This is a genomic window from Clostridium hominis, assembly GCF_014287825.1.
Classification (GTDB): Bacteria; Bacillota; Clostridia; order Clostridiales; family Clostridiaceae; genus Clostridium; species Clostridium hominis.
Window position 1 is genome coordinate 460,368 of the sequence record NZ_JACOOO010000004.1, and the last position, 24,679, is coordinate 485,046.

Genomic DNA, 24,679 nt, shown 5'->3' on the forward strand with positions numbered 1-24,679 from the left:
AATAGCTCTATTTTTATAATTTAAACATATAATTTTTATACTTACTGTTTATCTCTTCTATTCCCTTTAAGATATCTATCCAATATCCTTTACTAATCATCTTTTCCGCTTTTTCTTCGCTTTCTAAATTACTTAATTTTTCTTCCATAAAGCTATTAATATAATTATTTAATTCATTAGATATTTCTTTCATAACCGAAATATCCATAGATAGTTTATCATCTAACTTTATAGAATCCATATTATCTGACATATAATTAAGCAATAGATTATATATTAACTCTTCTATGTTAGCAAAGACTTCGTTTTGACTCGATTCTGTTAAATCAACCTTATTATCCTTCTTAAATAATGACACCTCTATACTCTTTAAATATTTCTCCCATAAATTTAGTTCTGCAATATTTATCAAATTATAGTTCTTGTATAATGTTAATATCTCTTCCTTTGTAATACTTTGTGATGTTATACATCCATCAAGTGTTAACAAAATAGATTCATTTCTTGTTCTTACTTCTTCTATACTTTTATATATCTCATTTCCAAGCTCTTTTTTATACGTAATTCCTGTTAGACTTTGGTAAAGATTCACCAATAGACTGATTAACAAGATTAAAGTAATTGTTAATATGCAACTACTCTTTTTATCTATTTTATTATTCATAAATCTCCCCCTGACGTAATAATTATATCATAAATGTTAAATCTGAAAAATAGTTAAATATGCTACAAATATACTCAATAAAAAAAATTTCATTGATGTGAATTTCAAAAAAAAGAGAAACTGCCATAGCAGTTTCCTTATTAATTTCGAATTATAAATTTATAATTTTTCATTAAATAAATTATTACACAATTTATTTAATTATATTTACAAACATGTATTTCATCTATTGTGCTTCTTAGCATATCTAATCCAGTGCTTCCACCTGTACCTTCTTCTACTTCTTTACTTATCCTTTTTATAGTTCCATAAGGTTTGCTCAAAGATAATTCTTCTTTTCCTGTTAATACCCAAATATTATTTTTATTAATAGGTCGTACTTCTAACTCTTTTTCTCCAACGCCATCAGTAAAATATATTAATATTACATTTCTCATATTATTAGCTTTAATATATTTAAACACCGGTGAAAACTTAGTCGATCCATTATTTCTTTTTCTCTTTTTAATATCCTTTATGGACTTAATTTTATATATTCTTCTTATTTCATCATCACATTCTATAACAGTGATTACATTACCTCTCGATTTTGATATCTCTAAAATTTCTATCATTATCTTATTAATTTCGTCATCAGTCATAGAAGCACTTATATCTATAGCTACCAATATTTCTGGTATATTGTTAGGTAATTCGCCTTTCAAGTCAAGTCTTTCTGGTTGTCTTCTATTTCTTCTAGTTATAGTACTTTTTGTTCCTGCTCTAAGCGACGGAATCATCTTTTTAAGTAACTTTTGCCACGATATTTCCGCTTTTTCTTCATAACCTAATATAATTTTCCCAATTTCATCAGGGGCTTTTCCATTATAAGAGTTCGTTGCTACAGTTTTTGCTAAGTTTCTGCTTATTTCCTGGGAAATTGATGATTGCCACCATAAATCATGTGCATTTTTTATATTTATCTCACTTTTATCTTTTGTATCTATCTTTAAAGGTTCTTTCTTGTCATTTATAGCTTTATGAAGTATCTCTGCATAATACTCGCAACTCATATTTTCTTTTAAGTCTAAATTATATTTCATATTTATATTATGAATTCTTGTATATTCCATAGGAATATTTTTTATAAATTGATTTATAGAAATATCTAAAGCTATATTAACAGCTAACTTATCATATCTTTGTCTTAAATCTCTTTCACGCTCATAATGATTAAACATAATATGATATATTTCATGTTTTATTAAAGCCTTCATTTCACTTTTATTATATGATAAAAAACTTTTAGGATTAAAACTCATTTTAAATCCATCGGTTACAGGTATTGTTACAATTGGCCATTCAATAGTAAAATCAACATTCCTCTTTGTCTGAACCATAAAAGAACCAAAAAAAGCATCTTCATTTTCCATCATTTCAATAACTAATACTTCTATTAAACTCAAAAATTTCTTATCAAAATCAGATTTAGTATTTAACTCTATACAATCTTTAATAAGCTCAGCTTTAAATGCATCATAGTTCATAATAATCCCTCTATTCGTAGATGTCGAAGAAAGCTTCTATAAATGTATCTTGTCTTAAAATTTCTTTATATAATCCACCATTATAATCTTCTTTTATATCCTTCATAACACCTAATCTTAAATCTTTAGGATAGCACATTAAAACTTCTCCTAATAACTTAATCTTATCTCTATTTTCTTCTTCATTTAATAATTGCACTAATCTCTTTGCTAACATATATAGTCTTGAATGATTTTCTTTTTGAATAATTTCCTTAATTTCATATGGTATAAAATCATAATCTAGAAGCTTTTCTGCTTTTATAAGTGGACTATTAAAGTTTCTAGCAAACCCAATAAAGTCTGTAGCTATTCCTCCACCTACATTACCTTTTACTACATTAAAAATAATAGATTCACTGTACTTATCTTTATTATTTTTGTACATTTTAAATGCTTTCGATACTCTCTCCCAGCTTCTAGGAGTTGGTTTTATATTTTCATTTGCATAAGGCATATGAAGATAATTTGGAAATTGTGATATAAACTCTATTACCTCTTCTTCAATATCAGCTTCATCAGTCATAGCCCACTTAATCCACTCTTTGCTATCTGAATCTACTTCAACCCATACAAATCTATCTTCTTGAGCCGCATCCATATCAATAACTTGGTAATCACTATTTTCAAAGTTATCATACTTATTTGATGGATTCATTGCTGCAATTATTTTTACTGATGAATCAAGCCTGTATCCATTTATTTCTCTGTTTAAAATTAAATTCATTAACTCTTGTTGAACTGCATGCTCACATCTATTTAATTCATCTATAAATAATATTACACCATTATATTTAGTATCTTCTAATAAAGACGATACTTCTGTCAACTTATAATGTGTAGCATATTCAGTTCTTCCATTATTAACAAATGGAAGTCCACCAATTTCTCCTTCTTTTAAAAGATTAGCATCTATATTTACTATAGCTAAGTTATTATTCTTAGCTATTTGTCTTACCATAGAAGTTTTACCTATACCACTTTCCCCTATTATTAGTGGAACATCATCAGTCATTGTTACTAATTCAATAGTATTCATCGCTTCTGTAAAATTCATATCTATCTGCTCCTTATTTACTTACTAAAGCCCTAATTTATAATCTATTAATATCATCTTTGCATTTTTACTTCCGTAGTTTTTAACAAAGTCTACCTTATCCATCTCTAAAACTTCTAACTCCAAGAAGTCTCTCATATATTTATTATCTATATCATCTTTACATATTTTTTCTTTTATAATTTCTAATATTGTATCTATATCTATTGAATCATAAACATACTTTACTATATTGATGTTATCACCGATAAATATCTTTAAATCATCAAAATCATAGTTCATAATATAATTTATTGATTCTTCATCTATTTTTATAGCACATCTTCTAGCTTCTAATGTAGGATTATCTATAAATCTTATAGCCCCCCAATATTTTTCTATAGCTCTTATTTGAACCTCTTCACTTGGATTCTTTATGTATTTTATTGCATCAAAATCTTTTTCTACTGCTAAAAGCTTAATCTCTTCTGATGGATTCTCTATAAATTGAATAGCCCATCCCTTAGATTTAACAGCTTCTCTCATAATATTATCATTTAAATTCTTTACATATTTTATAGAGTTCCATAAAAGCTGAACTGCTAATATTGCTAATTCCTCCGATAAATATTCTATATGTTCTATACATAATGGATTATTTAAAATTGCTTCTCTTTTAACATCTTCTGATGGATTATTTATAAACCTTATAACCATCCCATTTCTTTTTACCGCTTCAATTTGCTCATCCTTTGTAGGATTTTCAATATTTCTTATATATAGTGGATCATTATATAACTTTTTAATATTATTACTCATAACTTCACCTTCAAAATCTTAATATATAAACTATTATATATTATCTAATAATTATTATCAATTATAATTAAGTGTTTACTTAACCAAAATATGCATTCCACGTAGAGAAATGTTTTGCTTTGCAAAAAATAAAAATATGCCTTCGGCATAGATACTTCTATCTACCGAAGGCATACTCCTTTGTAGCTTTAGCTACACATCTCTCTTGATTTTGCCAATATTTATCTTAACGTAGTCAACATTTCTCCTACTAGCTTTGCTAGTAATAATTACTTTGCTTCTTTAAAACTAAACTTTTGCCAAGGCTTAATATAATCTAAGATAAATATCTCTTCTTCTCTTATATGTCCAACTACATTTGTTTTTCCGCTGTTAACCATATCTCTTAAAGCTATTTGAAGCTCTCCTGCATAATGACCATATTCACTACTTTCTATTATTACATCTCCTCTTCTTATTATTTCCGGAGCATTAAATAATGCAAAATAATGACCTTTATATTTAACACGACTTTGTGTTGATCTTAAGAAATTATCTGAATAGTCTCCTCTATGATAATGCATTTCTTCAAAAAGGATTTTTCTTTCTATTTCTGGTGTGTTTTCATTTAATATAATATCAAATGTTACCATGTCTTTTCTCATAGATCCTAAAGCTTCTAATTCTTGATCTGTAGGATAGCAATTAGAAATTATAATATCATTTATATTATCTAAAGCAATTAGATGCTTAGCCTGAACATCTACTGGTAAATTACGATGCATCTCTAAAGTTGGTAATCCATCAGTTACAGGCCATGGTCCAAATGTATTATCATTTTGACTTGTTATAAATGCTGCTGTTTTTAAGCCATATTTATTAAACTTTTCTGTACATCTCATAAAGTGTTCAAAATTTAATCCACTATAATTATGAGGATAGAAGTTATGACAAGCTATTAGCTTTTCTTTATTAGGCATATAATCCATTATTGTATCAATATAATGTGTGTAGTTACTCATATTAATTTCAATCTTTAGTCCTTCAGGATTAAATGTCATTATTGATTCTTGTGACCCACCAAAACCTTCATCTAATCTTACTCCATCAGCTCCTATTTCTTTAAAGAAGCTTAAGTCGTCATAGCTTATTCCTAACTTACTAAATACAGCTGGACTTACATCAACTATTATTTCAAAGCCTTTACTTTTTGCATATTCGTTAGTATTTTTAAACTTTTTAACTATCTCTTCCCTACTTTCATCTACTGATAGAAGACAAGAAAATATTCTAGAAAAACCATTTTCAGCAGCTTTATCTATATATCTTAAAATTTCCTCTTCTGTTGACTTCTCTTGATAAATAGAAATTCCTAATTTACCCATAATCACTACTCCCAACTTTAATTTCTTATATTATGATTCCCTATTTAAATAAAATTTATTTTAAAGTTCATCTTATTAACATATATACATTATATTATATATGTATATACATTCTAACTCAATATAATCTTTCATTACTTAATCTATTTTTTTATACCTTAACCTTATTATCTTTATCATTTTATCTTTGCTAGACTTCCCTAAAATTTAAGTAAATATCTCTTCTTAGTAAATAAAAAATATACCTATAGTAATTAATATCTATCTTCTACTAGATAAACATTTACTATAGGTATATTATAACAATTGGCTATTTTATTATTTATCGTATTGGCTCATTCTCTTAATAACTGTTTCAGTATATCCACTTCCACTTTCAATATAAGCTAATAGACACGCGCCTAAATGCGGTGGTAGTACCGGTGGTATAAGCCTTACGTTATACTCTTTTAATTCACTTCTTATCGGCTCTAAAACAAGCTCTCCAGACTTAAATACTCCTCCAGTATATGAAAGTAAAACTTCTTCATCCTTATTAAAGTTTTTTAAAAGAACTTTTGCAATTTCAGCTAATTCTTCTCCTGCTTCTTTAAATATATTTATAGCATTTTCATCACCCTTTAAAGCAGCCACTGAACAAATATATGCAAGCTTTGCAATTTCTCCTCTATCATTTTTAATTTCATCATTTAAAAAAGTAATTATTTTATTCTCATCTTCCAACTTAAGTTCCGTCATAAACATATCATAAAGAGCGCCTTTTTTAAATCTTCCATCACACTCTTTGCTAAATGCTTGAATTGCTTTTTTTCCGATCCAAAAAGCTGATCCTTCATCTCCTATAGAAGCTCCCCAGCCTCCACATCTGTTTATTTTATCACAATTTATAGAAAGTCCAATAGAACCCGTTCCTGAAATTATATTAATTCCGTCTCTCCCACTTAGTGCACCTGCTATAGCTACTCTAATATCACTATCTACAGTATAAGATAATTCATCAAAAACTTTTTTTGCAGCATTCTCTATTTTAGGTTTAGCTTCTTCAACTTTACCGTACCCTGCTAATCCTAAAAATGAATGTTTAATTTCTTCCTTTTTAATATTAGCTCCATATACTATTTCGCTTAATCCTTCTCTTAATAGAACTTCTAAATTTTCGAAACCTATTTGATTAAAATGACAAGTTCCTTTAGTCGTTGAATATACAATCTCTCCGTTTTTATTTATTAGAGTGAAGGTAGTTTTTGTACCTCCACCATCAACCCCTAAAAAATACATATTTATCTCCTTATTTAGCTTCTTTAAAGCTGAATTTTTGCCATGGCTTAATATAATCTAAAATGAAAATCTCTTCTTCTCTTACACGTCCAATTACATTTGATTTTCCGCTATTAATCATATCATTTAAAGCTATTTGAACCTCACCTGCATAATGGCCATACTCACTACTTTCAATTATTATATCCCCCTTTTTTATTATTTCTGGAGCATTAAATAAAGCAAAGTTATGTCCTTTATACTTAACACGGCTTTGTGTAGATCTTAAGAAGTTATCTGATACATCTCCTCTATTAAAATGCATTTCTTCAAAAAGAATCTTTCTTTCTACTTCTGGAGTATTTTCATTTACTACAACATCAAAAGTAACCATATCTTTTCTCATAGACCCTAAAGCATTTAACTCATCATCTGTTGGATAACAGTTAGAAATTATAATATCATTTATATTCCCTAAAGCTATCAGATGTTTAGCTTGAACATCTATTGGTAAATTTCTATGTAATTCTAACGTTGGTAGTCCATCTGTTACTGGCCATGGTCCAAATGTAACTTTATTTTGACTTGTTATAAATGCTGCAGTTCTTAATCCATATTTACTGAAATTCTCTGTACATTTCATAAAGTGATCAAAATTTAATCCACTATAATTATGAGGATAGAAGTTATGACAAGCTATTAAATTTTCTTTGTTTGGCATATAATCCATTATTGTATCTATATAACGAGTATTATTACTCATGTTTATTTCAATTTTTAGTCCTTCAGGATTAAATGTCATTAATGATTCTTCTGAACCGGTGAACCCCATATCTAATCTTAATCCATCAGCACCTATTTCTTTAAAAAAGCTTAAGTCTTTATAGCTAATTCCTAAGTCATTAAATACCTTTGGGCTTACATCTACTATAATTTCAAATCCCTTTGACTTTGCATATTCATTAGTAGCTTTAAACTTTTCAACTATTACTTCTTTACTTTCTTCAACTGATAAAAGGCAGGAGAATATTCTTGAAAATCCATTTTCTGCTGCCTTATCTATATAATTTTTAATTTCTTGCTCTGTTGATTTTTCTTGATAAATCGATATTCCTAACTTTCCCATTTTAAATCTCCTCTTTAAAATTAAATCTTTCAAAATTAACTTATATCTTCTAAGTTAATTTTAACTTTGATTTTTTTAGTAACTTAATTTTATCTTGTATATCTATAATCTATATAAATAAAGTGATGAATTTAAATTCATCACTTTATTTATGCTTAATAGTATTAATTACTTACCAAGTAATTCATTAACTTGTTTAAGTAGCTTTGGTCCACCTAGTGGGCTATAAGCTTGAGGTTGAATTAAAGCACATGGAACTCCTGCGTTTCCTGCTGCTTCCTTTAAATAGTCAAATCTATGTCTAATTTGTGGCGCAACCATTGATACGTCCCATCCATTTTTAACTTCTTGTTCGAATTCTTGAGTACTTACAGCAAGAACTTCCATTTCTATTCCGTTCTTCTCTGCTTCTTTCTTTAATGCATTTACAGCTATTGCACTTGACATTCCTTGTGAACAAACAAATAATACTTTCATTTTAACTCCTCCTAGGTTGTCCTGTTTTGAAACCATTTTCAACTTACTTAAATTATAATATTATCTTTTTACTTTTGCAATAGATTTTGAGTTTTTTTTTATATTTTTATTCGATTTTGCTGAAATTTTATTTCACAACTGTTTTCAAATTACATTTTTATTAAAAATAACCTCGAATCCTGTTCTTATTCCTTCTTCTACTACCTTGCTATCATGATTTCCATTTATAAAGAAATATTTTATATCTATATTATTATCTTCGCAATAATCAACAAACTTATAACAATTAGATACCTCCACTATTTCATCTTGCAATCCGTGAATTACAATATAATTATTCTTACTCAAGTTCTCTTCATTTCTAAACCAACTATTATTCATCCATATTTCTTCATTAAACGGCCTTCCAAAAGCACACATCTTTCTAACACTACAATCATCAGGTGGTACTGGATTCCAAATTGCTGGTGAAATTAATATTGTATTTTCAAATATATTAGGATATTTTAACGATAGTCTTAATGCTCCAAACGCCCCCATAGATACTCCACCTAAATTAAGGCTTCTAATATTAGTATTTTCTCTTAAAAAAGGAATAAGATCATTTATTATCGCATTCTCCACTTTATCTAAATAATATGAGTTAAACCCATTAGGTAATATTATTATCTTATCCTCATATTTTTTCATTATTTCTTCTAAGGGAACTCTATCTACTAATGTTCTATTATTCCCATTAGTTCCATGTAGTAATATTACAACATCATACTCCTTTTCATTATCATAATGATTAGGATAATATGCTGTAAAGCACCAATCCATTTCTAATGCGCTTGAATATATAAAATTAGTTGTAACAATAATTTAGACCCCTTTACTCTTTCAATTTTTATTATTTTATATATAAAAAAGAGGACTCACTCGTCCCCTTTTAATTATAACGTTTAAGCTACTTGACTTTCTTCTCCTTGTTCTTCAGCTAATAATTTCTTATCGTACATCTTGAAGAATGGATAGTATACTAAAACTGATACAAATATTAGAACAAATCCTAATATTGCAGCTTGCCAGCTACCACCAGTTGCCATGAATGCAAATAATGGTGCAGGTAATGTCCATGGTGCAGCTATGTACATTGCTGGTACTAGCCCAAAGTTAGTTGCTGCCCAAGCTATTATAATATTAATTATTGGAGCTAATATAAATGGTATTATTAGTATTGGATTTAATACTATTGGCGCACCAAACATGATTGGCTCATTTATGTTAAATATTGCTGGTATTACTGTAGTTTTACCTAACATCTTACCATATTGTGATTTAGCTCTTAATGCTAAAAGTATTGCTAGTCCTAATGTTGCACCTGCTCCACCTATCATAACAAATCCTTGGAAGAATTGTTCTGGGAATATGTGTGGTGCTGCTTGCCCTGCTGCAACTGCAGCTGAATTGTTATCTAATAATGTTAACCATAATGGTCTTGCTAATGATCCTACTATACTCATTCCGTGGATACCGAATGACCAGAAGAATCCAATTAATGTTGAAATAAATATTGCTGATGGTAATGTATCTGTAGCACTTACTAATGGTGATACTAACTTACCTATAATTCCATGCCAATCAATTCCTAAGAAGTATGTAAATACCGCAAAGAATATTATTATAATTGCTGCTGGTGTTAAAGCTTCAAAACTTCTTGATACTGAGGCTGGAACTTGATCTGGCATTTTTATTACTATATTTTTTGTTTTAGTGAATCTTAAAACTTCAACTGCAAATATAGAAGATAAAATTGCAACGAACATTCCGCCACCACCAAGGTTAGCCATAGGCATTGCCCATCCCATACCTTCAACAGTTTGTGGAACTAATGTTAATAAGAATGATGTAGCTGCTAAAGTACCTCCAGTAACTCCATCAAGATTATAAGATCTAGATAAGCTATATCCTATTCCCCATGCTGCATATAAAGACATTATGTACATTGTCATTCTATATGGTAAAAGTATTGTTCCTGAGTTTGCACTTAACCAAGTTTTAATAGCAGTTCCTTCTGGGAATGGGAATAAAGCTATTATTAAGAATAAACTTCCCACTATTATAAGTGGTAAAGTTGAAATTATACCGTCTCTTACAGCTCTTAAGTGACGTTGTTCGGCTAATTTAGCCATTGGTGTAGAAAGCTTTTCATCTAAAAATGTGCTTAACTTTTCTAACATCTTTTGTTTCCCCCTTATTTATATATATTTTTTTATAAATTTGTTTTTGTGAAATTGTTTTCTTTGTTCTACAAATTTATTTTATCATCTTCTGAAATTGTTTGCAATATTTTTTTGGAATTTTTATTATTTTTTTGAAATATTATTTCTAAACTTTTTTAAGTTATATATATACACTCATAGTTAGCCATAGGAACCCTATTATAAAAAATGATACAGCAAATATTAAATACGTATACCAGAACCTTTTGCAAAATCCCTTTTTACTTTCAATGAAGTATCTTGAATATGCCACTGAGAAACTTGTAATAATAGTATTAGCTACTATAGCGGCCATTTCGAAATTAATACCAACATATTGTAAAAGGAATGGTATTAAAATCGTTGATACTACAGCTGCAATTACTATTAATATCGCACTTTTAAAACCAAAAGTAGGTATATCATAATCAGTTTTAGTCTTTCTCATGTCTCCCACTGGCATCTTAAATCCTGCATTAGTTACTTTTTCATTTGTTACTTTCTTTTTACTCATTTTTATCTCTCCTAATTGGACTTGGTGTTATATTCCCAAGAATAACTTTTTCTTTAGCTCCAGTAGCACTTGGTACATTAGAAAAACTTGAATGTAACGTCTCATTTCCTAATATAACAAAAGCTACAGCTTCTTTTGCATCAGATGAAAATCCTATATCATCTTGAGTTACTATCGTTATATTAGGTAGTTCTTCTCTTAAATATGCTAATAAAGTTTTATTATGGGCACCACCACCGCCAATAACAACTTTATTTAATTTAATTTTATCTAATATAAATTTTTTATAATTTTCAGCAATAGATTTCGCTGTAAACATTGTCACTGTCGATAATATGTCTTCCGAATTTCTTTTAGAATACTTTTTTAATACTTTATCTACAAATTGCTGACCAAAATCCTCCCTACCAGTAGTTTTTGGAGGAATAGAAGAAATATACGGATGAGACATTAAATCCTCAAGCATATCTGTTTGAATCTTACCAGTAGCTGCAATTTTACCATCTGCATCATAAGCTAAATTGAATAATCTTGAACAAACTTCATCTATTATCATATTTCCAGGACCAGTATCAAAGGCAAATATTCTATCTATATCGCCTCCTTTAGGGATAACTGTAACATTTCCTATTCCCCCAATGTTTTGTAAAGCTACATTTTCCTCATTACTTCCATAAATAACATATTCACTATATGGTACTAGTGGAGCGCCTTCTCCTCCCGATGCCATATCCATCACTCTGAAATTAGAAATAACTCTAATACCTGTTTCATAAGCAATTACTGCTGGTTCTCCAATTTGTAATGTAGAAGATACTAGGTTACCTTTATTTTTAGGTAAATGATATATAGTTTGTCCATGTGATGCTATAAAATCAAGTTTTTCTATATCCATACCTACTTTTTCACATACTTTTTTTGTTGCATTAGCAAATAAATAGCCTAATTTAAAATTTAAGCTACATATTAAATCTACTGATGACTTTTCTTCTGAGCAAGCTGCTTTAATTTCTTCCTTTACATCTAAAGGTAAAGATAAAGTCATAAATTCTATCAAGTTAACTTTAGTATTTTTTCCTTGTCCATCGATTTCTACTAATGCTACATCTATTCCATCTAAAGACGTTCCAGACATTAATCCTACTGCAAACATAATTCCCCTCCTATAAGTTTATTAGAAAACCTAATTTTCCACTAATTAACACTTTGTTTTCTATATATAAAAAGGATTGCATTAAACAATCCTTTTTAATTCATTCAAAATATATCTTATAAATTAGCTAATTTATCATTTATAAATTTGTACATTCTAATCATTTGTTCAATTAAATTTCTAGCTTCTATAGCTGTCATTAAGTGGTCTTGAGCATGAACGAAAAGAACTGAAACTTCTGTATGTTCTCCTCTAGCTTCTGCTTGGATTATATCTGTTTGAACTTTATGAGCTTGATTTAAACATTCATCTGCTTCCTTTAATAATCTATCAGCTTCTTCAAAATCTCCATTCTCAGCTGCTTTTAAAGCTTCATAAGCTAATCCCTTAGCAGTTCCACCTGTGCTTATTATTTCAAAAATTATTAATTCCATTTGTTCTGTCATTTTTATTTCCTCCTAAGTTATTTAAGACTTTCTAAAGCCTTTCTAATATTGTTATCATTTTCATCAAGAATATTAATGCTTTCTTCTTTATTCAGCTTTGATAATATCATAAATATTGAAAGACGTACATCATTTCCTGATAAGCTCATATACTCTTCAGCTACATCTCTTGTAACACCTGTACATTTCATTATTATTCCCTTAGCTCTTTCAACAAGTTTTTCATTTGTTGGTCTAACATCTATCATAAGATTCCCATAAACCTTACCAAGTTTAATCATAACCCCTGTAGAAATCATATTTAATACCATCTTTTGAGCTGTTCCTGATTTCATTCTTGTTGAACCAGTTACAACTTCTGCTCCTACTACTACCTCAATTGCAAATTCAGCAACATTTGAAACTTCTGAATTTTGTACACAAGAAACAGATCCTGTTCCGGCACCTATTTCCTTTGCATATTCAAGTCCACCAATAACATAAGGTGTTCTTCCTGAAGCGGCTAGTCCAATAACCATATCATTTTTAGTTAAGTTTATAGCTTTTAAATCCTCAACTGCTAATTCCTTAGAGTCTTCAGCTCCTTCTTTGGCTTTGAACATTGCATCTCTTCCACCAGCCATAATCCCTTGAACTAATTCAAAATCTACTCCATAAGTTGGAGGACATTCCGAAGCATCTAAAACTCCAAGTCTTCCTGAAGTCCCAGCACCTATATAAATTAATCTTCCGCCTGATTTTATTCTGTTATAAGTTTCATCAACAGCTTTTGCGATGCAAGGTATAACCTTTTCTACTTCTAGAGCAACTTTTTTATCTTCATTATTTATAGTAGTTATCATATCTATCGTTGATAAATTATCTATATTCTTAGTATTTTCATTTACTTGCTCAGTATCAAGCTTTTGTAAATTTATCTCCATTACCGACACCCCCGCTTTTATTATGACCTTATTATATAACCTTATAAATAAAATTTCAATACTTTTAATAATAAATAGAAATAATATTTCTGTAAACTCATTTTATTTTACATATATGTATTTTTTTAACTGTTAGTATAGTAAAATATATTACTAATGCTAATAACTTATTATCTCTAAATAATTTATTATATATAAAAAAGGTTAAATATACTTATATATCTAACCTTTTTAATCTAATTGTATTTTTATAAAAGAAATATTATTTTATACTATTTATAATATCTCTTGTTTTCTTTATATCACTCTTAGTTCTTTCAAAATCATTTTTAGCTACTCCAAGGTATAATATATCAACTATAGTTAACGCATCTATTCTTGAAGTTATAGCTCCAACTCTTAATTCCTTCTCATCATTAGGTAGGTATACGGTGTAATCTGCAATCTTTGATAATGAGTTTTTGTTATATCTTGTAATTGCTATAGTCTTTGCACCATTTTCTCTTGCTATCTTTAATGGAGTATTTACTTCCTTAGTCTCTCCACTATAACTTATCCCTATAGCAACATCCTCATTAGTTATATGAACAGATGATGATATTTGAGTATGTGGATCCATTTGATATAATGAATTCTTATTTATTCTTAGTAGTTTTTGTTGCAAGTCCATTGCAACTATTCCTGAAGCACCTATACCAAATAAATATATTCTTTTTGCATTAACCATTGCTTCTATTATACTGTTAATAGTATCAACATTTAAAAGTCCTATAGTTTCGTCTATACTTGATGTATTAGATACCTTAACTTTTCTTATTATATCCTTTATTGAATCATCTGCACTTATTATAACACTAGTATCATTTTCTCTTTCATCTCTATCCTTAGCTAAATCAACCTTTAATGCAGTAAAGCCTTTATAGCCTAAGGTTTTAGAAAATCTTACTACTGCTGCTGGAGATATATCAGCTTTATCTGACAATTCCTGTGCTGAAAGATTAACAACTTCTTCTTTATTTTTCAGAATATAATTAGCTAACTTTTTTTCGGTATTAGTAAAACTATTAAATCCCTCTTTTATCTTAAATATACAGCTCATAAACTCACCTTTCGTTAGTTCTCTTTATACTTTTCAATATCTTTCTTTATCATTTTTAAAAGATTAGATAGTTCATAAACTTCTCCTTCTTCAATAAGTCTGTTTAATGCTACTTGATATCTACTTGCTTCAGCGACTTTCCCCGCTGACATTAAAGTTAAAATATTATTCATGATATTTGAAATAATATCTGATTTAACTTCAAATAACTTTTGAGCATCTTTTATTTCATCTTTTATTTCAAGCATCTGCTCATCAAGATTAAATGCTGCATCCGCTGCCCTTTTTAATTTAATTTTAATCTCATCTGGAATGTGCTGCTTATACTTATAATTTAGAGAATGTTCAGTAGTAGCCCAGAAGTTCATAGCTAGAGTTCTTATTTGAAATTCTGCTAATATCTCTTTAGGTCCATCTGCCATATTTACTAAATACTTTATTATCACATGATAACTTCTATATCCACTTGACTTTACATTCCTTACATAATCCTTTTCGTAGAGTATTTGCATATCTTTTCTAACTCTTAAAAGTTCTACAACCTTGTCAATATCATCAACAAACTGACACATTATTCTTATGCCAGCTATATCCTCCATCTCTTGAGCAACTCTATCTAAAGGTATTCCAAATTTATTAGCTTTTTCTAAAAGACTAGATACTTCCTTTACTCTTCCTGTAACAAACTCAATCGGCGAATATTCATTTCTTTTTCTATATTCTTTTCTTAAACTTTTCAATTTTACTTTTAGCTCTTCAACTGCCTGTTCATAAGGCAATAAGAAAGTTTTCCAATTTTGTATAGCCATTTGTAAACCACCCTTAATTTTACTCACTGTTCCATTATACCAAAATAATATATTTATGTAATTATATTATATAAAGCTATATAGGTTAAATTCACTTTTATAGTAATTTTATTGGATCAAAATTTATAAAATCACAGGATGTATTTATATATTCTACTCCATCTACTGTATCATTCTTTATTTTAAAATTTGATGGTCCATGAAGGTGACCATATATAACCTTCTCCACTCCATACTCCTTAAAAACTTTAGTAAATTCAGTTTCATCATAATTTTCATTTGTAGGTGGATAATGAACCATAACTATAAATTTAGAATATCCTGCATTCTTTGCCATATCTAATGATAATCTTAATCTAATAAGTTCCCTATCATATATTTTTCTATCATGTTGAGTAAACTTATCATTATCTGGCGAGGTCCATCCTCTAGTTCCACAAATAGCATAATCCTCATAAGAATAAAAATTATTTTGTATAAACTTAGTATTTTCATACATCTTATTTAGTTTGCTAATACTTTGCCACCAATAATCATGATTTCCTTTAGATATAATCTTCTTTCCAGGTAGCTTATCTATCCAATCTAAATCATACTTACTATCTTCAGCTCTCATAGACCAAGAAATATCTCCAGCTATAAGAACAGTATCTTCTTCATTAATTTTACTTTCCCAATTCTTCTTTATTTTTTCATCGTGATTTAACCATCTCTCTCCAAAGATGTCCATAGGCTTATCAACATTAAAAGCCAAATGCAAATCTGATATCGCATATAAAGCCATTAAATTTTCTCCTTTTATAAAATCTTCGTTCCATAATTTATATTATATTCTTATTAATTTCACTGCAATATTTTTATCATACATTATTAATTATTAACTAACTTTATATAATTAATAATCATATAAATAAATTTAATAACTTCTGATAAGTTTTCCATGGTATTTATAAAATACGCTTCTAAATTATTTACTATTAACTAAAAAGAGTTGCTAATAGCAACTCTTCTTTTAAAATATTATTCCACTACTATTTTATTATAGTTTTTCTTACCTCTTTTTATTAAAGCTTCTCCATCTTTTAAATCAGCTTCTGTTAATGTTCTTGCAATATCAGTTACTTTTTCTCCATTTAAAGATAATCCACCTTGTTGTATAAGTCTTCTACCTTCAGCCTTTGATGGTACTATCTTAGTTTGAGCCATTATATCTAATATTGAAGCTCCAAGAAGTTCTTTTGATATTGTAACAGTTGGAACATTGCTCATATCAGCTCCACCTGCAAATAATGCTCTAGCAGCAGCTTGAGCTTTTGTAGCCTCTTCTTCTCCATGAACAAGTTTAGTAACTTCAAACGCTAATACTTCTTTAGCTTTATTTATTTCAGAACCTTCTAAAGCTCCTAATCTTCTTACCTCATCCATTGGCACAAATGTTAATAATGATAAGCATTTTTCAACATCTGCATCATCAACATTTCTCCAATATTGATAGAAGTCAAATGGTGATGTTTTATCTGGATCAAGCCATAAAGCTCCCCCTACTGTTTTACCCATCTTTTGGCCTTGGCTATTAGTTAAAAGTGTACATGTCATAGCCATTGCTTGCTTTTGTGATTTTCTTCTTATAAGATCTGCACCAGCTAACATGTTTGACCATTGGTCATCTCCACCAAGTTGCATTTTACATCCATATTTTTCGCTTAATACGTAGAAGTCATATCCTTGCATTAACATATAGTTAAATTCTAAGAATGAAAGACCCTTTTCTAATCTTTGTTTGAAACACTCAGCTGTTAACATTCTATTTACAGAGAAATGCATTCCAACTTCTCTTAAGAAGTCAACATAATTTAAGTTTAGTAACCAATCAGCGTTGTTTACTAATATAGCCTTATCATCTGAGAAATCTATAAACTTTTCCATTTGCTTTTTAATACATGAAACATTATGAGCTATTTGCTCCTTAGAAAGCATTGATCTCATATCAGTCTTTCCTGATGGATCTCCAACCATAGCTGTTCCACCACCAAGTAAAGCTATCGGTCTATGTCCTGCCTTTTGCATATGAGCCATAAACATCATTGCTATAAAGTGTCCTACATGTAAGCTATCTGCTGTTGGGTCAAACCCTATATAAAAAGTAACCTTTTCCTTTTCTAATAATTCTCTAGTCTCATCTTCATGAGTAAATTGTTTTATATATCCACGATCTAGTAATTCGTCTAAAACATTAGCCATCACACTAACCTCCTACGTTTTTCTCTACATATTAGTATATCTTTAAAAAGTTTCTTTATCAAGAAAACTTTTTAAAATAGTAATAGTACCTTAAGTAAATTATAGATTTGATTTGCAAATAGTTCTGATATCTTTGTATATGTTACAAATTTACTTTACTAATGGCTATGTTTAATTCAGTAAGTTACCTATCAAAAGGAGCACAAAACTTAAAAGGGAGTTGCTATTGCAACTCCTCTTTATCTTTTATATTAAGTTGATTTTTTTCCGTTCTATGCAACATACTCCTTAATGCAATCTGGCACTTCTTCACTGTTATCTACATTCACATTAATATATACGTTAATTCCAAACTTCTCAGTTATACCTGCAATTTTCTTAAACAATTCTGTAGATTCTTTCATAGTACATTTAACTATATTTGATAAACCATCGATATAAATATTTTCTATGTCATAGTTAGATGATATTATTCCACAAAGCATTCCATAAAAACTATCACAATCACAAACTCTAAACTCATTAGTTTCTACAAATCTTATTCCGCTGTGTAATTGAAACATTGGTCTGCAATCGTCATCGATATAAACTGAATCTCCTTTTGATTCTAGATATTGATTATTAGCTAGTTCTATTAATCTCTTAGTCTTTCCTGAACCTCTTCTTGCACAAAAAACTTGAATCATTGGAATCACTCCTTTTATTAAATTATTATAGATGTTTATACATCTAATTATTGACTTATTGAAAATTTTTATTACGTCCAATTGTTAACTTTTCCTTAACTCTATTGTTCTCAAATAATCTTTTATTATTCATCTTGATAGTACGGTAAGATTACTTTAAAACAATCCTCAACAGCTGAGTTTATTAATTGCACAGACCCCTTTCCTCTAAAAGCATTTTTCATTCTTTTAATTCCAAACCCATCATTAGTAAAGGTATTATCTTTATCTAAAGATATTAGCTTCTCATATATCCACATATTTCTACTATTATATTTTATATTCTTACCTTTATTATTTTTAATAATCATCTGACCTGGACTCAAAATAATAATTGATTTTTTTGTTATTATTACTTCTATCATCTTATTGAAAATAGAATATTCCCTATACAGTACTGCATTCTTTACTGCTTCCATAACAGCTTCTATAGGATAACCCACTTTTAATATATTTCTTAGCTCCTTTTCCGTCTCGTGGATTATGTTTAAAAGATTCCCTCCTATGGTGATAACGTTATCTTTATAGCTCTCTCTTTTGTCAATTATTTTCACCATATTTTGTGGAATGCATATATTATTTATATCTGAAAATACTAATAATCCCCCTAAAGTACATCTATAAATCCTATTACTTGTATCTAAATATATAATACCTGCACTTTCTAAGAGATATTTTTCATTCTCTTTATTTATATATATTCCTTTACTTTGAAAATATTTACTTACTAGCTCCATATTTAAAAATTCTATTCTACTTTTCATTATGGGGCATGTCTCAACTATCAAAAGTAAATTTTCCTCAAATGCTGCTACTAACTCCTCTTTTCTCATAGTATCAGTTGTTGATCCTCTACGTATATTAAAGGCACCTGTCTCTCTAATCTGATAAGGCTTTTGCCCTCCATCATAAATAATAATTATTCCTACCTTCTTATTTTGTATTTCTACTATCTCTACCATTATTGGTATAGGTGGTTCACATCTACTGGATACTATTTGCTGTATCTTTTCTTCATTTAGAGAGTCTATATCTTTAACTCCAACAATCTCTCTACTTTTATCTTCTACACCAACTATGATATATCCTCTTCCCCCTCGAGAATTTGCTATAGCACATACATCTTTAGCTAATTCCTTCTTACAAGATTCATAATTTAAATACAATTCTCTCTTAAAGTCTACTTTTATTCCTTCGCCTTTTGAAATTATAGATAATAATTTTTTTTCATCCATACCCAAGCCCCAAAATATTGGTATACTATATAATATTCAATTACTTGTAAAAATGCCCTATTTTCAATAAAAATTATAGATTATAAATTATTTTTTAATAAAATAAAAGAAACCGCATAAAGCAGTTTCTTCATCAATTTATAATTCAAATTTTTCAACTGTAAATTATCTAAAGGCTATTTCTAGTAACTCCTGTACCTTTAATCTTCACTTTAGTATTAACTTCTATATCTGTATACTTTAACGGATTAGCAACTTCACTCTTTGGATAATAAACCTCTACCATTCTTTCTACATCAAATAAATCTAACTCTTTATCTTTATATTTATTAAAAATAAACTTTGAATATTCACTTACAAAAGCTTCTTCATTTTTAGTAATATAATTTAAAACATCGCTATCTACTACAAATTGTTCTTGTGCTTCTGCTACAGATACAGCAATTTCTATATTCTTAATTAACTTAAACTTACCATCCTCGTATTTTAAGCTATCTTTAACATTGCTTTCTAATATTTGAAGAGTTATAAATCCATCATTACTTTGAGGATTAGGTATTTCTAAATTTCCATACCTTAAGTTACGTGTTAAAAGATTATACGCAATTGTATCTTCTACAGGAATATTTTCTACCAACTTATTATTCTTAAATACAGCTCCACCTTTAATTTCTACCTTTTGATCTATAGCATCCTTCTTTAAATCCATTGCTGATAACATTAAAGTATTACTTCCCATAAGTGTGTTACTTAAATAATAGTTTATATTCGATTTTATAAATTTAATATCATCATTATCTGTTTTAACTATCTCATTCAAAAATAATCCTAAATACTCTTCATCACTTGATGTAGTCTTTAATAGTTCCTGTACATCCCCATAATATACAAAAGCGCTACTCTTCATCTGAAATTGATTATTATCATTTATTAGATCTAAGAATTTCTTTATTCCTTTTTGGGCTGCCCTTTCTGTAAATATGTATGCCTTAGTTTGAGTATAGTTTAACTTATAACCAGATATCATATTTATATTACTTAAAGCCTCAACCACGGTTTTTCCTTCACCCTTATAAATTATCCTTCGCCCCTTATCTGAACTATCGTTAGTACTTCTATAAGGCTTTATACAATCTAAATAAATAATAGTTCTTCCTAATTCATCAATATCAAATATAATACTTGTGCTGAAGGTTACTCTATTAATATCTCTATAATTAAAACATCCTGTTAGCAAAAGAGGCAAAAGTATGATACCTAAAAGACCTAATGCTCTAAACTTTCTAATCAACTCTTTCCCTCCTACTTATAATCTTCTTTGATATCCTATCTAACCGACCTCTGAAAAATACATCCTTAAAACTATACTGCTCTGTACTTCCCATAGGGAATAAGAATGGATATCCAACGGAATCTAATTCACATATCTGTGTTATAAATATTAATGATCCTGCAAAAAAACCTGGTAATCCAAAAGCTGCACTAGCTAAAGATATTATTATTGACCAGAAAGATAATGCCCCTTGTATCTTAGGAATTAAGAAATAACTTAAAGTACTAAGTGCTATTATAACTATTGTTATTCTTGAAGCTATTCCTGCCCCTACAGCTGCATCTCCCAATATAAGTGCCGATACTATACTCATTGCACTACCTATTGGATGAGGTAACCTCAATCCTGCTTCTTTTATAAATTGGAATGCAAACATCATTATTAAAACTTCCATGAATGTTGGAATAGGAACCCCAGCCCTGGATACTGCTAATCTAAAAATAAATAGCGTTGGTATCATAGAAAAATGATATGTTATTACTGCTACATATAGCCCTGGTAAAAATGCAGCTACAAAAAATGCTATCCATCTTAAAATACGATTGAAATTTGTATAATATCTATTTAAGTAATAATCATCAGGCATTTGAAAATTTTCTAAGAAGAAGTATGGTACAGTTATAACAAATGGTGTTCCATCAACTATTACCCCTATTCTCCCTTCTACTAGCTTTGCTGCAACTTCATCTGGTTTTTCAGTATAACCTACAGTATCAAAGAAAGATTTTTGGCCCTTTAAATTAGCTTCTATATAATTTGTATCTAAAATGAATCTTAAATCTAAACCTTTAATCTTTTCTTTTATTGAATTAACTAATTCATCTGGTGCTACTCCTTTAATATACGTTATTGCAACAGCCGTATTAGACTCTTCTCCTAATATTACAGTTTCAAATTTAAGATTAGGATTTTTAAGCTTCCTTCTTATAAGCGCCACATTATCCACTATAAGCTCATTAAATCCTTCCTTAGGGCCTTTTAATACGGCCTCTGTTTCTGGGATGCTAATACCTCTTCTCGGAAAGTTTTTAGCTTCACAATATATTATTTCCTCGAACTTTTCATATACTAAAATTGCATCACCTTGCAATATATGATTTATTGCATCATCTAAATCTTTTGCAAGTCCAGCCATATTCATATCAAGAACCTTATCTAAAAGATCTTGAGGTGTAGTTATGTTGCTATCCTTTAGCTTTCCAAATCCTCTTAATGGGAGTATTGTATATTCCATTAGCCAACTTCCATTGCATAGATCATCAATAAAGATTAAAGTTGCATCTCCCAATATAGTTTTAATATCCCTATATTTTACATCAAAACAACCTTCAAAATTATCTTTAATTTTCTTTAGTTTATTCATCTTCATCACCTAAAGATATTATTCCTCTAGATAGGTTTAATATTCATTTTTTAGCTAATAATAAGTAGAGTAAACTTTAAAGATAGAAAAAGAGAGGTTAAATATGAGTAAATTATCAGCAAAACACTTTGTACTTTTTATATTTGGAGTAACCTTTATCTCCTTTAAAACATATTCTTCATTATTTATATCTGAAGGGGGAAGGGATACATGGATTTATACAATAATAGCATATATAGTCTTTCTACTTTTTGCTATGTACCTAATATATATTATGGATTCAAGAAAGACTTATGATTTAACTCAAATTTTCACCTTAGGCCTTTCAAAACCACTAGGTAATATACTATTATTTGTATTTTCAATAGGGCTTTTTTTAGCTGCACTTGAAGCTGCAACAGTGGAAGCAAATGCTATAAAAACGAACTTTTTCATAGAAACCCCAGTTTGGTATATTTTAATATTCTTCCTATTACCATCTTTCTTTATAATAGGAAAAAGATTTACCACACTGCTAATTTTTATTATATTAACTTCCGGTTCATTGATAGTTAATTTTATAAATCTATCATTAATAACAGAAAAGTATAAAAACATAAAATATATAATGCCTGTATTCGGTAATGGATTAGGTATTGATCTTTTAAGAACATCCCTACTAATAATAGGCTCTCTTTCAGCATTTGTAATTACATTACCATATTTAAAATACCTAAATAAGAATAACAAGCTAAAAAAGCATAGTTTTATAGCTTTATTAATAATTGGATTCATTTGTATCTATTCTATGATAGGAGTCCTTGCAACATTTGGACCTTTAAGAGCTAGCAATATATTCTATCCTGAATATGTGCAAAGTCAACTTGTTCAAATCGGAGGCTTTTTAGAATTTGGAGAATTCTTTTTTGTATTCCAAACTGTCATAGGAATGTTTCTTAAATACTTAATTGCTACTTGCGGTATATATCTAATTTATGAGAAGCAAATAAAAAGCAAAAAAGTTTTTATAACTGTGTATTCAATAGCTATCTTTATACTAGCTTGCTTCTTATCACGAAACAATTATACCCTATTTAACATACTGAAATATTACCAATACGTTAACCTTGTAATCTTTGTAATAGTGCCACTTATAGCTTTCTTATCATTCCAAATAAGTGTGCATAAAACTAGTAAAAAATAATTAAAAATATCATTAGTATTTTAATTGCATTTATACCATATTATGCTATAATGATAGTGTAATCAAAAATTTGGAAATTCTCTTATAATAAGATAAACTAGTCTTTACCCTTTAAATTCATTTGGGGTGTATAGGTAATTATGGAATTATGGAGATTAACCCAAAGAATTTCTAGGAGGTATTTTAAAATGGAAGATAAGAAGATTATCTGTAAAGATTGTGGAAAGGAATTTATTTTCACAGTAGGAGAACAAGAATTCTATAAAGAAAAAGGATTTGAAAATGATCCAGTTAGATGTCCTGAATGTAGAAAAGCTAGAAAATCTCAAAGACCTAACAGAGAAAGAAGATAATTGCATAAAATAAGCCCTAACCTTAATTGGTTAGGGCTTTTGTATTATAACTATTTCTCAACTATTCTCTTTACCGCTTCAAGCTCTTCAAGATTATCTATCTCATATATATCATCTTCATTTATTATATTTATATGGACATTAAGCTTATCTAAGTTACTCTTAACTATATCATCCCAATATAAATCTTTGAAGTCACCTTCTTCTATAACCTTTTCTAACTCCTTAGCTATAGCTTTTCCATCTTCTAAACTCCAATAAGATACTCCACTTAGAATATAGCCTTCTCCACTTATTATATCTATACTTTGAACTTTTTTATTATCGTCAAAATTTAATAGCCATTCATTTTTAACATCTCTTTTGTAAGCAGTGAAATAAGTTGAATCTTTAACTTTATTATCTATAAAATTTCTATTTATATATACATCTGCATCTATAACATAAGAATCTGCTAAATATTCTTTAACTAAGTACATAGTATACACATTATTATATACATTGTACTTATCATTATAAACTAACTTTACCCCATACTTTTCTTTAAGATATTCAAACTTTTCATTTAGATATCCTGTTAATACTATTATTTCATCTATTCCTTTTTCCTTTAAAAATTCCACTTGTCTTTCTAATAGAGGTTTTTTATTTACCTCTATTAGAGATTTAGGTGTATCTAATGTTAAAGGTCTTAATCTTGTTCCCATTCCTGCTGCTAATAAAATAGCTCTCATAATAATTATCTCCTCTT

Annotated in this window: 25 protein-coding genes; 2 read left to right on the forward strand and 23 right to left on the reverse strand. The window is 28.7% G+C overall.

Annotated elements, in window-relative coordinates:
• Positions 1–13: 13 nt before the first annotated feature.
• The 22 genes from H8S20_RS03830 to H8S20_RS03935 all read right to left on the reverse strand — a co-directional run bounded on the left by H8S20_RS03830 (position 14) and on the right by H8S20_RS03935 (position 22,392).
• Positions 14–664 carry a hypothetical protein gene (locus H8S20_RS03830; protein WP_186859319.1) on the reverse strand — a complete coding sequence of 217 codons (651 nt, stop codon included), beginning with the start codon at positions 662–664 and terminating at the stop codon, positions 14–16.
• A 197-nt stretch (positions 665–861) separates the two neighbouring features.
• A complete protein-coding gene (locus tag H8S20_RS03835; protein ID WP_186859320.1) occupies positions 862–2,190 on the reverse strand; it encodes a vWA domain-containing protein in 1,329 nt (442 codons plus the stop codon).
• A 10-nt stretch (positions 2,191–2,200) separates the two neighbouring features.
• Positions 2,201–3,286, reverse strand: coding sequence for an AAA family ATPase (locus tag H8S20_RS03840; protein WP_186838843.1), 1,086 nt, complete (start codon positions 3,284–3,286; stop codon positions 2,201–2,203).
• A gap of 24 nt (positions 3,287–3,310) precedes the next feature.
• Positions 3,311–4,084 carry a hypothetical protein gene (locus H8S20_RS03845; RefSeq protein ID WP_186838844.1) on the reverse strand — a complete coding sequence of 258 codons (774 nt, stop codon included), beginning with the start codon at positions 4,082–4,084 and terminating at the stop codon, positions 3,311–3,313.
• Between the two features lie 269 nt (positions 4,085–4,353).
• On the reverse strand, positions 4,354–5,448 hold the full coding sequence (locus H8S20_RS03850) for a DUF871 domain-containing protein (RefSeq protein WP_186838845.1): 1,095 nt from the start codon (positions 5,446–5,448) through the stop codon (positions 4,354–4,356).
• Positions 5,449–5,766: 318 nt separating this feature from the next.
• Complete coding sequence (locus tag H8S20_RS03855; protein ID WP_186838846.1) at positions 5,767–6,726, reverse strand: N-acetylglucosamine kinase; 960 nt, start codon at positions 6,724–6,726, stop codon at positions 5,767–5,769.
• A 10-nt stretch (positions 6,727–6,736) separates the two neighbouring features.
• On the reverse strand, positions 6,737–7,831 hold the full coding sequence (locus H8S20_RS03860; protein WP_186838847.1) for a DUF871 domain-containing protein: 1,095 nt from the start codon (positions 7,829–7,831) through the stop codon (positions 6,737–6,739).
• Positions 7,832–7,999: 168 nt separating this feature from the next.
• Positions 8,000–8,308, reverse strand: coding sequence for a PTS sugar transporter subunit IIB (locus tag H8S20_RS03865; protein ID WP_032120025.1), 309 nt, complete (start codon positions 8,306–8,308; stop codon positions 8,000–8,002).
• A gap of 144 nt (positions 8,309–8,452) precedes the next feature.
• Complete coding sequence (locus tag H8S20_RS03870; protein ID WP_366455587.1) at positions 8,453–9,172, reverse strand: alpha/beta hydrolase; 720 nt, start codon at positions 9,170–9,172, stop codon at positions 8,453–8,455.
• A gap of 80 nt (positions 9,173–9,252) precedes the next feature.
• The gene (locus H8S20_RS03875; protein ID WP_032120027.1) at positions 9,253–10,530 is read right to left on the reverse strand and encodes a PTS sugar transporter subunit IIC; all 1,278 of its coding nucleotides are present in this window, start codon (positions 10,528–10,530) and stop codon (positions 9,253–9,255) included.
• Between the two features lie 163 nt (positions 10,531–10,693).
• Positions 10,694–11,065 (reverse strand): hypothetical protein, encoded by a 372-nt coding sequence (locus H8S20_RS03880; RefSeq protein ID WP_032120028.1) that lies wholly within the window; start codon positions 11,063–11,065, stop codon positions 10,694–10,696.
• Entirely contained in the window at positions 11,058–12,218 is a 1,161-nt protein-coding gene (gene anmK / locus H8S20_RS03885) for an anhydro-N-acetylmuramic acid kinase AnmK (protein ID WP_186838850.1), read from the reverse strand. The genes H8S20_RS03880 and anmK overlap by 8 nt, the downstream gene beginning before the upstream one ends.
• Positions 12,219–12,334: 116 nt before the next feature.
• Positions 12,335–12,664, reverse strand: a complete 330-nt coding sequence (locus H8S20_RS03890; protein ID WP_032120030.1) for a PTS lactose/cellobiose transporter subunit IIA — start codon at positions 12,662–12,664, stop codon at positions 12,335–12,337.
• A gap of 17 nt (positions 12,665–12,681) precedes the next feature.
• The gene (gene murQ, locus H8S20_RS03895; RefSeq protein ID WP_186838851.1) at positions 12,682–13,587 is read right to left on the reverse strand and encodes an N-acetylmuramic acid 6-phosphate etherase; all 906 of its coding nucleotides are present in this window, start codon (positions 13,585–13,587) and stop codon (positions 12,682–12,684) included.
• Between the two features lie 262 nt (positions 13,588–13,849).
• Positions 13,850–14,686, reverse strand: a complete 837-nt coding sequence (locus tag H8S20_RS03900) for a MurR/RpiR family transcriptional regulator (protein ID WP_032120032.1) — start codon at positions 14,684–14,686, stop codon at positions 13,850–13,852.
• A 14-nt stretch (positions 14,687–14,700) separates the two neighbouring features.
• Positions 14,701–15,495 carry a GTP diphosphokinase gene (yjbM, locus tag H8S20_RS03905; protein WP_032120033.1) on the reverse strand — a complete coding sequence of 265 codons (795 nt, stop codon included), beginning with the start codon at positions 15,493–15,495 and terminating at the stop codon, positions 14,701–14,703.
• Positions 15,496–15,592: 97 nt separating this feature from the next.
• A complete protein-coding gene (locus tag H8S20_RS03910) occupies positions 15,593–16,279 on the reverse strand; it encodes a metallophosphoesterase (RefSeq protein ID WP_186859322.1) in 687 nt (228 codons plus the stop codon).
• 236 nt (positions 16,280–16,515) lie between these two features.
• Positions 16,516–17,736, reverse strand: coding sequence for a tyrosine--tRNA ligase (gene tyrS, locus H8S20_RS03915; protein ID WP_032120035.1), 1,221 nt, complete (start codon positions 17,734–17,736; stop codon positions 16,516–16,518).
• A gap of 272 nt (positions 17,737–18,008) precedes the next feature.
• On the reverse strand, positions 18,009–18,422 hold the full coding sequence (locus H8S20_RS03920) for a hypothetical protein (protein WP_186859323.1): 414 nt from the start codon (positions 18,420–18,422) through the stop codon (positions 18,009–18,011).
• A 125-nt stretch (positions 18,423–18,547) separates the two neighbouring features.
• Positions 18,548–19,696, reverse strand: coding sequence for an AlbA family DNA-binding domain-containing protein (locus H8S20_RS03925; RefSeq protein ID WP_186859324.1), 1,149 nt, complete (start codon positions 19,694–19,696; stop codon positions 18,548–18,550).
• Positions 19,697–19,865: 169 nt separating this feature from the next.
• Positions 19,866–20,987, reverse strand: a complete 1,122-nt coding sequence (locus tag H8S20_RS03930) for a Ger(x)C family spore germination protein (RefSeq protein ID WP_207725241.1) — start codon at positions 20,985–20,987, stop codon at positions 19,866–19,868.
• Positions 20,980–22,392 (reverse strand): spore germination protein, encoded by a 1,413-nt coding sequence (locus H8S20_RS03935; RefSeq protein WP_032120038.1) that lies wholly within the window; start codon positions 22,390–22,392, stop codon positions 20,980–20,982. Before H8S20_RS03935 ends, H8S20_RS03930 begins: the two co-directional genes overlap by 8 nt.
• Before the next feature lie 103 nt (positions 22,393–22,495).
• On the opposite strand from H8S20_RS03935, the gene H8S20_RS03940 reads away from it, so the two are divergent.
• Entirely contained in the window at positions 22,496–23,575 is a 1,080-nt protein-coding gene (locus H8S20_RS03940) for an endospore germination permease (protein WP_032120039.1), read from the forward strand.
• Positions 23,576–23,763: 188 nt separating this feature from the next.
• A complete protein-coding gene (locus tag H8S20_RS03945; RefSeq protein ID WP_032120040.1) occupies positions 23,764–23,928 on the forward strand; it encodes a zinc-ribbon domain-containing protein in 165 nt (54 codons plus the stop codon).
• Positions 23,929–23,978: 50 nt separating this feature from the next.
• Here H8S20_RS03945 and H8S20_RS03950 read toward each other — a convergent pair whose 3' ends face one another.
• On the reverse strand, positions 23,979–24,662 hold the full coding sequence (locus tag H8S20_RS03950) for a CTP--phosphocholine cytidylyltransferase (RefSeq protein ID WP_032120041.1): 684 nt from the start codon (positions 24,660–24,662) through the stop codon (positions 23,979–23,981).
• Positions 24,663–24,679: the final 17 nt, after the last annotated feature.

Excerpts from the sequence above, each read along its gene's own strand:
- H8S20_RS03920 (WP_186859323.1), bottom strand. The coding sequence starts at position 18,422 with ATGATTCAAGTTTTTTGTGCAAGAAGAGGTTCAGGAAAGACTAAGAGA.
- anmK (WP_186838850.1), bottom strand. The coding sequence starts at position 12,218 with ATGTTTGCAGTAGGATTAATGTCTGGAACGTCTTTAGATGGAATAGAT.
- H8S20_RS03900 (WP_032120032.1), bottom strand. The coding sequence starts at position 14,686 with ATGAGCTGTATATTTAAGATAAAAGAGGGATTTAATAGTTTTACTAAT.
- yjbM (WP_032120033.1), bottom strand. The coding sequence starts at position 15,495 with ATGGCTATACAAAATTGGAAAACTTTCTTATTGCCTTATGAACAGGCA.
- H8S20_RS03865 (WP_032120025.1), bottom strand. The coding sequence starts at position 8,308 with ATGAAAGTATTATTTGTTTGTTCACAAGGAATGTCAAGTGCAATAGCT.
- H8S20_RS03950 (WP_032120041.1), bottom strand. The coding sequence starts at position 24,662 with ATGAGAGCTATTTTATTAGCAGCAGGAATGGGAACAAGATTAAGACCT.
- H8S20_RS03860 (WP_186838847.1), bottom strand. The coding sequence starts at position 7,831 with ATGGGAAAGTTAGGAATATCGATTTATCAAGAAAAATCAACAGAGCAA.
- H8S20_RS03940 (WP_032120039.1), top strand. The coding sequence starts at position 22,496 with ATGAGTAAATTATCAGCAAAACACTTTGTACTTTTTATATTTGGAGTA.
- H8S20_RS03880 (WP_032120028.1), bottom strand. The coding sequence starts at position 11,065 with ATGAGTAAAAAGAAAGTAACAAATGAAAAAGTAACTAATGCAGGATTT.
- H8S20_RS03855 (WP_186838846.1), bottom strand. The coding sequence starts at position 6,726 with ATGTATTTTTTAGGGGTTGATGGTGGAGGTACAAAAACTACCTTCACT.
- H8S20_RS03890 (WP_032120030.1), bottom strand. The coding sequence starts at position 12,664 with ATGACAGAACAAATGGAATTAATAATTTTTGAAATAATAAGCACAGGT.
- H8S20_RS03935 (WP_032120038.1), bottom strand. The coding sequence starts at position 22,392 with ATGAATAAACTAAAGAAAATTAAAGATAATTTTGAAGGTTGTTTTGAT.
- H8S20_RS03840 (WP_186838843.1), bottom strand. The coding sequence starts at position 3,286 with ATGAATTTTACAGAAGCGATGAATACTATTGAATTAGTAACAATGACT.
- murQ (WP_186838851.1), bottom strand. The coding sequence starts at position 13,587 with ATGGAGATAAATTTACAAAAGCTTGATACTGAGCAAGTAAATGAAAAT.
- H8S20_RS03830 (WP_186859319.1), bottom strand. The coding sequence starts at position 664 with ATGAATAATAAAATAGATAAAAAGAGTAGTTGCATATTAACAATTACT.
- tyrS (WP_032120035.1), bottom strand. The coding sequence starts at position 17,736 with ATGGCTAATGTTTTAGACGAATTACTAGATCGTGGATATATAAAACAA.
- H8S20_RS03875 (WP_032120027.1), bottom strand. The coding sequence starts at position 10,530 with ATGTTAGAAAAGTTAAGCACATTTTTAGATGAAAAGCTTTCTACACCA.
- H8S20_RS03850 (WP_186838845.1), bottom strand. The coding sequence starts at position 5,448 with ATGGGTAAATTAGGAATTTCTATTTATCAAGAGAAGTCAACAGAAGAG.
- H8S20_RS03925 (WP_186859324.1), bottom strand. The coding sequence starts at position 19,696 with ATGGATGAAAAAAAATTATTATCTATAATTTCAAAAGGCGAAGGAATA.
- H8S20_RS03845 (WP_186838844.1), bottom strand. The coding sequence starts at position 4,084 with ATGAGTAATAATATTAAAAAGTTATATAATGATCCACTATATATAAGA.
- H8S20_RS03910 (WP_186859322.1), bottom strand. The coding sequence starts at position 16,279 with ATGGCTTTATATGCGATATCAGATTTGCATTTGGCTTTTAATGTTGAT.
- H8S20_RS03945 (WP_032120040.1), top strand. The coding sequence starts at position 23,764 with ATGGAAGATAAGAAGATTATCTGTAAAGATTGTGGAAAGGAATTTATT.
- H8S20_RS03835 (WP_186859320.1), bottom strand. The coding sequence starts at position 2,190 with ATGAACTATGATGCATTTAAAGCTGAGCTTATTAAAGATTGTATAGAG.